At 60.0% G+C, this 9565-nt stretch carries 2 protein-coding genes and 1 pseudogene; all 3 read left to right on the top strand.

The window, feature by feature from the left end:
- Nucleotides 1-19: 19 nt before the first annotated feature.
- Nucleotides 20-184 (top strand): annotated as a pseudogene (locus IG629_RS23035) (CurL C-terminal domain-containing protein); the annotation flags it as partial.
- A 204-nt stretch (nucleotides 185-388) separates the two neighbouring features.
- Nucleotides 389-7696 carry an SDR family NAD(P)-dependent oxidoreductase gene (locus tag IG629_RS22435; RefSeq protein WP_226887029.1) on the top strand — a complete coding sequence of 2436 codons (7308 nt, stop codon included), beginning with the start codon at nucleotides 389-391 and terminating at the stop codon, nucleotides 7694-7696.
- On the top strand, nucleotides 7696-9565 hold a 1870-nt coding region (locus IG629_RS22430; protein ID WP_193174087.1), incomplete at its 3' end, for a type I polyketide synthase. The genes IG629_RS22435 and IG629_RS22430, both read left to right, overlap by 1 nt.

Below are 9565 nucleotides of genomic sequence, written 5' to 3'. Positions count from 1 at the left end.
GGCCCCGTATCGCCTGCTGGTGCTCTCGGCGAAGAGCGAGGAGGCGCTGAAGGCCCGCATCGAAGACCTCGCCGCTGCATTGGAAAGCGATCTGGCGAAGAACGATCTGGCGAAGAACGGTCCGGACGAGGGTTCGCTCGCGCAGATGGCCTACACCCTGCTTAACGGACGCCACCATTTCCGCCACAGATACGCGATTGTCGTCGGAAGCAGAAAGCAGGCCGTCGAGCGGCTGCGGCAAGGCGTCGAGGCCCGACGCGTCGACGCTTTCTCCGGCGCAGTCCCAAGCGGGTTCAAACCCCAGAAAGTGATATCGAGAACGATCGCCTCGATCGCAGAAAACGCGGAACATCCCGACGCGGATGCGTGCCGCGAGGCCTTGGCTGGATTGGCTGAACTCTTTTGCCAAGGATACGATATCCCTTCAGGGAGCCTGTTCGGCGCGGAACTGCCGCGGGTGCATCTGCCGCGTTATCCCTTCCAGCGCGATGACCTTGGTCACGGCAAGGAAGGACCGCCGCCCGAGAGGTTCAAACCTCCCAAGAATACACGAGCCACTCCCGCTTCGGATGCGCCGCTGCCTGAAGAAGGCACTTTGTTATTCCGCCCGGTATGGGAAGACATCCAGACGGTTCCCGACAGGGCGCAGGCAGCGGTGCGCCACATTTTCAAATGCGGAAACTGGCCCGTGTCTCTGCCTGACCTGGAGCGCCCGTCCATCGGCGCCGGGGCGAACACGGTCGAAGCGCGATATCTCGCAGCGGCGGAGCACCTGCTTGAACTGCTCAAGACGGAACAGGCTGAAGGGCGTGATGGGGAAACACTCATTCAGCTGCTGGTGCCTTCCGAGGGACAAGAAAGGTTGTTCGCGGGGCTTTCGGGCCTGCTGCAAACTGCTTGCCGGGAAATGCCATCCATTCGCTGTCAGGTGATCGAAGTCGACGGGACGATTTCAAATGACGAACTTGACCATCTGATCGAGAACGCTGACGGACTCCATCTCCGCCATCACGAGGGCTCGACCCGCAAGCATGGATGGCGTGAGGTTGTCGAGATTGACGGTCCTGCCGATGGTCGGATCTGGAAAGACAACGGGGTCTATCTCATAACCGGCGGCCTTGGTGGACTGGGCCAGCTGTTTGCCGAGGAAATTCTCTCCCGGACTCCGTCTGCCAGCGTCCTGCTGAGCGGCCGTTCGGATGCTGGGATTGACGCGCGCATGGCGGCGAAATGGGGCGACCGCATCGGTTACAGGAAGGCAGACGTTGCGTGTTCCGAAGATGTCGCGACGTTGTTCGATTACATCCACGAGATCCATGGCCACCTTGACGGCATCCTCCATTGCGCGGGTGTGCTCCGGGACGGGATGATTGTCGGAAAGCCCAGCAGCGATCTTGCGGCGGTGTTCGCCGGAAAGGTCGATGGCAGTCTGAATCTCCTCAACGCATCTGCGAAGTTCAAGCCGGAGTTTCTGACGCTGTTTGCTTCCTGCAGCGGTGTCACGGGAAATATTGGTCAGGCCGATTATGCCGCCGCCTCAGCCTTTCAGGACGTGCTGGCTGAAGGGTACGGATTGCTCCGAAATCGGCCGACGCGCGTTGTTTCAATCGACTGGCCGCTTTGGGGCGATGGCGGAATGACCGTTGACGAGAATGCCCAGGCGGACATGAAACAGTCGACCGGGTTGACTCCGTTGAGTCGTGCCCAGGGACTTGCCGCCTTCTATCATGTGATGCGTTCCAACGAACCGCGGTTGATGGTTCTCAACGGCGTGACCTCGCGGTTGCGCGGCGAGACTGCCGATGTCGCCAGGACAATGGAGCCGCCGGCCGTGTCCTCCGGACTCCAGGATCAGGTCCGCGAGGCGCTTGAGGCGTTCCTGGCCGACCGGTTGAAACTCCCGTTGGCGCATCTGCGTCCGCACGATCTGTTCGACAGCTACGGAATCGATTCCATCGTTTCGACCGATCTTGCGAATGACCTGAGACAGCACTTCCCCGACGTCACAAGAACCATGTTTTATGAGTTCCCGACACTACAAGGGCTCTCGGCGCATCTGGCGGAAACTGCCCCGGAACGTGCACGGCATTGGGTCAACGCAGCTGGCACGTCGACCTCCGGGGCGACGGAGCCGATCCGGCAGAGTGCGCCCTCCGAGGCACTACGCACAGTCGAGGCTCGTGCCGACGTTGCGGAAACCCGTGATCATGACAAGGACACGGCGGTTGCGATCATCGGCCTAAGCGGTCGCTTCCCCGGGGCGGAAACCCTCAACGCTTTCTGGCAAAACCTGGAAAATGGTGTCGAGGCCATAACGGAAGTTCCGGCCGACCGGTGGAATTGGCGGGAGACGGGGCTCTCGGATGGCACGACCGGAGAAAAAGGACGCTGGGGCGCTTTTCTCGAAGACGTCCACGCCTTCGATCCTCTGTTCTTCAAGCTGACGCCGAAGGATGCCGCTCAGATCGACCCGCAAGAGCGGTTGTTCCTGGAGCAATGTTGGCTGGCGCTTGAGCAATCCGGATATGCGCCGTCGACCCTACCGCTCGCGCTGAAGGAACGCGCCGGCGTGTTCGCGGGCATTACCAAGTCCCACATTGCCGTCGGTCCGGGTCCCGGTGCCGCCGGTTTGGTTGCGACCTCTTACTCCGGGCTAGTGAACAGGGTGTCTCACCACTTAGACTTCAGAGGCACCAGTCTGGCCATCGATACGATGTGTTCCTCGTCGCTGGTCGCGATTCATGAAGCATGTGAGTACCTGAGACACCGCGGAGGGAAGCTGGCGATCGCCGGCGGAGTGAACCTCTATCTTGCTCCCGCCAGTTTCGACGCGCTCAACGCCAGTCATTCCCTGGCCAAAGGACGGCATTGCCAGGCTTTCCGGGGGAACGACACGGGCTTCGTGCCCGGAGAAGCGGTCGGGGCAGTTGTCTTGAAACCACTCGCCGATGCACTGCGCGACAATGATCCGATCATTGCCGTCATTTCGGGCTCGGCGGTCGGCCATGCGGGTAAGAGCGGCGCGTTCGGGGCGCCGAACCCGAGCGAGCATGCCACGGTCATCCGACAGGCTCTGGCGACAGCGGGACTGGAGCCGTCCGCAATTTCCTATTTCGAGTCCTCCGCGAATGGCCAGTCGTTGGCTGATGCAGCCGAACTGGCGGCCGTAAGGCAAGTCTTCGGCACAGAGGGACAGGGCGGCAGAATCGGTTCCGTGAAGCCAAATATTGGCCATGCCGAGGCGGCATCCGGAATGGCCCAGTTGAGTAAAGTGCTTCTCGCGATGCGTCATCGCCGCATACCGCCGACACTGCTGAATGGCATCGAGAATTCCGAAATAGATTTCAAGCGGCTGCCCTTCGATTTGATCGATGGAGTGGAGGGATGGTCAAATTCGTCGGCGGAGGGAACGTTGCGCGCCGGAATTTCAAGCGTCGGTGCCGGCGGTGTCCATGCCCACTTGATCGTAGAATCTTTTGCGCAGGAAACCGTAGACGAGAGCGCTCCGGACGGATCTCCGTATCCGTTCGTATTCTCCGCGGCAACGCCGGAGCGGTTGACGGCTGTCGCCGAAACCTGGATCCGGTACCTCAAGACATGCGGGCCAGTGGACATGCGTCGGCTTGCCTCGACCCTGACTTCTGGCCGCGAACCTATGGCCGCCCGCCTGGCTATTGTTGCGGCGTCGAAGAGTGAATTGGCCGAGCGTCTCGAACGATGGCTTGCCGGGGACGGTGCCGGTGAATGGTGTTGGCACGGCGATGAGACCGCGAGCAACGCAAACAGGAACGTCGAAACGGCATCCGGGGGAACGGATTTGGCCGGTGCTGCTCAATCCTGGGCGCTCGGAAAGAGCGGGGATTTGCGGCACCTGTTCGAGGGCGCGCAGCCGATAGGCGCTTTGCCGGGGCTGCCGGGATATCCCTTTGAGCGGCGCCAATGCAAATTTGAATCAGTCATCTCCAGCCCAGCGATGAAAGACACGCATTCGCACGAAAACAAGGCGGCGGAATTTTATGCGCTGGGAGCCGCTGCGGCCGCTGAGGAGTTCGAGGAAGACTATCTGACCTTCGCGCCGTTCCCGGAGAGAGTGCCTGGATTTTCGTTCTCAAGAGTCTGCTGCAATCCGGATAATTTCCCCGACGAGCTGGCCGTGATCAAAGAGCGCCAGAAGGAAATGCGGGACGTCCTGTTCGGAATGGCGAAGGTCGCACGTTGCGACAAGATTCTGGATTTTGGATGCGGCCACGGAACAGATTTGATCCAACTCGCCAAAGCCCACGGCGCGCGTCACTTGCACGGGTACACGATCACAAAGTCTCAAGCGGAATTGTGCACCCGGAGAATTCAGACTCTTGGCCTGCAATCGCGCGTCACAGTGTTCCACCGTGATAGTGGCGCGGCACCCTTCGTGGAACCCGACTACGATCTGATCTTCGGGATCGAGGTTTCCTTCCATATTCGCGACAAGGCAGCGTTGTTTTCAAACATCGCGGCGTCCCTAGCACCCGATGGAGAGGTGCTTTTGATCGATTACATCGCCAATACGCGGGGGGCGATATTTGATCCCAGGGTAGAGGTGACGGTTCCGACACAAGACCAATGGTCGGAAACGCTTGCAGAAGCCGGTCTCGCAATTTCCGAAATCGTGGACGTCTCCAGGGAAATCTCTAACTGCCTTTACGACCCCGATATTGAGGGGACAGTCCGCTCTTTGCCTGAAGTCGCACGGGACACTTGGCGAAACTACGCGAACCAGTCTGCCGCTTTGGAGCGGGGCCAGATCTCTTACGTTCTCATGAAGCTCAACAAGTCCAAAGAGACCGACGCCAAAACTATTAGAGACAAGAACAGAGCGAGGGTCGCCGCGCCCGCTCTCTACGCAGACGTCGCACCCGGAGAGCGCCCGAATAATGACGCCGATCCGAAAGCGCTTGAGGCGAAACAAGCCTCGGTGGTCCTGGCTCTTCGCGAAATTTTCGCGAGCAGTACAGGTCTGACCCAAGACGATCTCGATAAAACGGAGCGGTTCGCGGAGCTCGGTATCGGTTCAGTCAACGCGGTCGAGCTTGTCGAAGCAATCAATCAACGTTTTGATCTGTATCTCCCTACCAGCGTGATGTTCGTGCATGACACGATCGCCGCCCTCTCGGCATTCATCTCGGAAGAGATGGATGCTGCTGATCTTGATGAACCTGAACCCTCCACGGCCATTCCAAAATCGCGCATTCCGCACGGTGAGGATGCCATTGCCGTCGTGGGTCTCTCCTGCCGCACCGCGGGAGCTTCTGACCATGAGCAACTGTGGGAACTGATCAGTGAAGGTAAAACCGAGGTTGGGGATCTTTCAGCCGATTGGCAGACTTACGTAGCCGCCAACTCACAGACAAGTTCGACATGCCGTTACGGTGCCATGTCGGACGTCGAGGCTTTTGATCCGCTTTTCTTCCGGTTGTCGCCGCGCGAAGCCGAGCATATGGATGCGCACCAACGCCTGCTGTTGGAGGAAAGCTATCACGCCCTTGAAGATGCAGGCTATGCACCGTCCTCCCTGGCCGGGCGCAATGTGGGGTGTTACCTGGGCTTGATCGCTGGTTCGGTCCCGGAGAATTCGGAGGCTGCGCATCTCTCCATGCTTGGCAGCGATACAAGCATCGCATCCGGCCGGCTTGCGCACCTGTTCGATTTTCAGGGTCCCGTCGTGGCTGTAAACACGGCCTGCTCGTCGTCCTTAGTCGCGCTGGATTTGGCCGTGGAGGCGCTGAAAGGCGGGAAGGTCGATATGGCCCTGGCTGGGGGCGCGACGGTTTGGACCCACCCGGCGGCATTCATCTCTTTGATCGAAGCCGGCATGCAATCTCCGACAGGAACCTGCAGGCCGTTCGATAACGACGCTGACGGGACCGTTTTTGGTGATGGCATCGGAATTGTCGTCCTCAAACGGCTCGCCGATGCCGAGGCCGATGGTGACAATATTCTTGGGGTGATCCGGGGCGCCGGGACAAACCAAGACGGGCGGACATCGGCCATAACTGTTCCGAACTTCAAGGCACAAAACCGGCTTCAGACCTCAGTTTACAAAGATAATGAGATCGATCCGAGCGACATTGGCTATGTCGAATGCCATGGCACCGGAACCAAACTTGGCGATCCGGTTGAACTTCATGCATTGACAGAAAGTTTCGGTAGCTTCACGGAAAAAGCCCAATATTGCGCCGTGGGCTCTCTCAAAGCGAATGTCGGGCACACAGCCGCGGCCGCCGGCGTCTTGGGGCTTATCAAGGTGCTTCTGTGCCTGCGGAATAGAATGCTGCCTCCGGCCGTGAATTTTGCAGGAGAAAACGAGCATGTCGATTTTCGGGCCAGTCCCTTCTACGTCAACCGGGACTTGAAAGCTTGGCCTGAAAACCGCCATGGGAGCCGCATGGCGGCCTTGAATTCTTTCGGTTACAGCGGAACAAACGCGCACTTGGTGGTCGAGGAGTATCACGCACCTGATACTGCTTCTTTCGAGGCGCAATCAGGCCCGCTCTTGCCGGAAGAGCATTTGATACCGTTATCGGGCCAACGCGAAGTCAATCTGAAAGCCAACGCGCGGGCTTTGGCGTCGTTCATCCGTCGGCATCCGGAGGAGATTGATCTGACGCGGCTTGCCTTCACGCTGCAGACCGGGCGTGATCCCATGGATGCGCGGCTCGCCCTCGTGGTCAAAAACAAAGAGGAACTGCTTTCTGCGCTGGACGCCTTCGATAACGGCAAGATCGCTGAATGCAAGAGCCGGCTCTTCTTGGGTGCGGCGAAATCAGGTGATCAGGTCGGGCATCGAGTGGGACGACGCGAAGCATCTGAGCTTCATCCAAACCAGATCGCGGAGATTTGGGTGAACGGCGGAGAGGTGGACTGGCTGGCGCTCTACGGATCGGGCAAGCCCCGCCCCATAGACTTGCCGACCTACCGTTTCTCCAAAGAACACTACCCGTTGCTGTGGCGTGGATATGTCCCGCAGGCTGAAAAGAAGGAGCGTCCTGTTTCGGAGGCCCCGTCGGTAACGGCAGTTCGGTCCGCTCCAGCGTCAGCTCCAATAGATCATGACACTCCCCGGATTATGCGTTTCCGGGAAGAGTGGATGCCAGTTGGCATTAGCAATGATACTGCGGCACGGAATGACGGGTTGCGACTCTTGTGTATCTTGAATGATCCGGATGCACGCTCCGCGTTCGAGCGCTTCCTGATGAGCAAATCTCCAAAGACCGAGATAAAGTTCGTCTCTAGCCTTGAGGAAGAGCTTGAATTAAGCGACCCGGACGCGGTGCTGGATTTGAGCGCCCTGGAAAACCAGGAGAAAAATTCGGATCCCTCCACTGTAGCATCCATGCTGAATCAGCTGAAAAAAACGAATCTGAAATCCCCGCGTATTTTGTTGGTTGGGGAATACAGAAACGGTTTGGAGCGATGTTATCTGGAATCCTGGATCGGGTTCGAACGGTCGATCGGACTGGCTTGGCCGGGTGCAAAACTGAGCGTCCTCATCGCCGATGCGGAAGAGGGCGACGGCATCGATGAACACTGGTTTGCCCGAGTGTGGGCGGAACTCGGCAATTCCCGGACGTCCAGCGCGCTCTATCAAGGCGACGAGCGCTTCGAATCCAGGGTCCGAGCGGTCGCTACACCAACAACGGAAGCGTGCGTGTCCTGATGAAAACGGTTCTGATAACAGGAGGCGCCGGAGGCCTCGGACGGCTTGTCGCAAAGCACCTGGCTAAAAAGGAGCCGGTGAAACTTGTTCTGACGGGACGTTCGGATCCGAGTGAAGCGACCGCGGCCCTTCTGGCCTCTTTGAAAGCTGCGGGCGCCGACGCGTTCTATCTGCAGGCCGATATCTGCGATCATGACGGGATGGCCAGCGGGCTGGCGGAAGCGCGCAGGCAATTCGGGCCGGTCACCGGTGTCATCCACGCGGCGGGGCTGTCGGGAAAGACTCGGTTATTCGAGAAAAGCCTCGAGGAATTTCGCGGTGTGCTGTCGCCGAAGATCGACGGAACCCAGCTGCTGGACAAGCTGCTGGTGGACGATCCTCTGGAGTTTGTCTGCTATTTTTCGTCCACGTCGGCAGTGCTGGGCGATTTTGGATCGTGCGACTATGCCGTCGCCAACCGGTTCCTGAATGCCTATGCCAGCCACCGCAACGAGCGCGTCCGGACCGGTGCGCTCAACGGCCGTACGATTGTTATCGATTGGCCGCTTTGGCGCGATGGAGGGATGGGATTCAATGACGACGGCGCGACCGAATTCTACCTGAAGACCAGCGGCCAGAGATTGCTGGAAGGCGAAGAGGGTCTGCAACTTCTTGACCAATTCATTACCGGCGAAATCGAGCCGTCGCTTGTTCTTGCGGGTGTCCCGCGGCGCCTGAACCGGATGCTTGGCCTTGCCGAGACGGAGGACGCGTCCGGTCCGCATCCGGGTTCCGAAAATGTGCCGGTCTCGGAAACCTCGCTGGCACTTCCGAAGGTGGAAGAGAGGCGCGGCCTTTCGGGCCGGGCATTGAAGAAGAGGGTCGGCCACGAGCTTCGAGCCGTCGTTTCCGGATTGTTGAAGATCCACCCGGACCGTTTGGATGGCGTCAGCAATTTCGGCGATTTCGGATTTGATTCGATCAGCCTATCGGAGTTTTCGGGTCTGCTGACGTCTCGTTTTGGTTTTGATGTGACGCCTGATGTGTTTTTCGGCGCTCCGACGCTGAACGATCTGACAGCGTATCTTCTTGAGGAGCATGGGGCTGCGCTGGAGGCGCTTTTCGGAGCGTCTTCTGAAGAGGGGGCAGCGGCCCCCGTGCCGGAGGGTTTGGCGGCCCCGGTGGAACCGGTGGCGCGGCCGCGACCGACCGTTCGCGCCGCGGTCATGGATCCCGTGCCGGGGCATGAGCCGATCGCGATCATCGGCATGAGCGGGCGCTTTCCCGGCGCGCGCTCGGTCCCGGAGCTTTGGGGGCTGCTGGAACGCGGGGAATGCGCGGTCGGCCCTGCCCTGGCAGGGCGCTTCGCAGGCTGGGACGTGGGCGCTGAGGAGCTGGTGTTCGGCGCGGTCCCCGGTGTGGATGAGTTCGATCCGCTGTTCTTCGAGATCAGCCCGCGCGAGGCCGAGGGGATGGACCCGCGTCAGCGGCTGCTGCTGCAGGAGACCTGGAACGCCCTCGAGGATGCGGGCTATGGCGCGGAGCGGGTCGCCTCGGAGACCATCGGCACCTTCATCGGCGTGGAGGAAGGCGACTTCCAGGCGGTGGCTCCGCCGGAGGGGGCTGGGATTAGCATCACTTCGAACCATGCCGGCATCCTGGCGGCACGGCTGGCCTATTTTCTTGGCCTGCGGGGGCCGGCGATCGCGATGAACACGGCCTGCTCGTCGGGCCTTGTCGCGCTGCACCAGGCCTGCCAGAGCCTGCGTCTCGGGGAATGCGACAGCGCACTGGCGGGAGGCGTGAGCCTGATGCTGACGCCAGGCCCGATCCTGGGCATGCGCGCGGCGGGGATGCTGTCGCCGGACGGGACGTGCCGGGCCTTTGCCG

The organism is Nisaea nitritireducens (assembly GCF_014904795.1).
Taxonomy (GTDB): domain Bacteria; phylum Pseudomonadota; class Alphaproteobacteria; order Thalassobaculales; family Thalassobaculaceae; genus Nisaea; species Nisaea nitritireducens.
The sequence above is the reverse complement of the archived record's forward strand: the minus strand, read 5'-3'. Positions and strand labels throughout refer to the sequence as shown.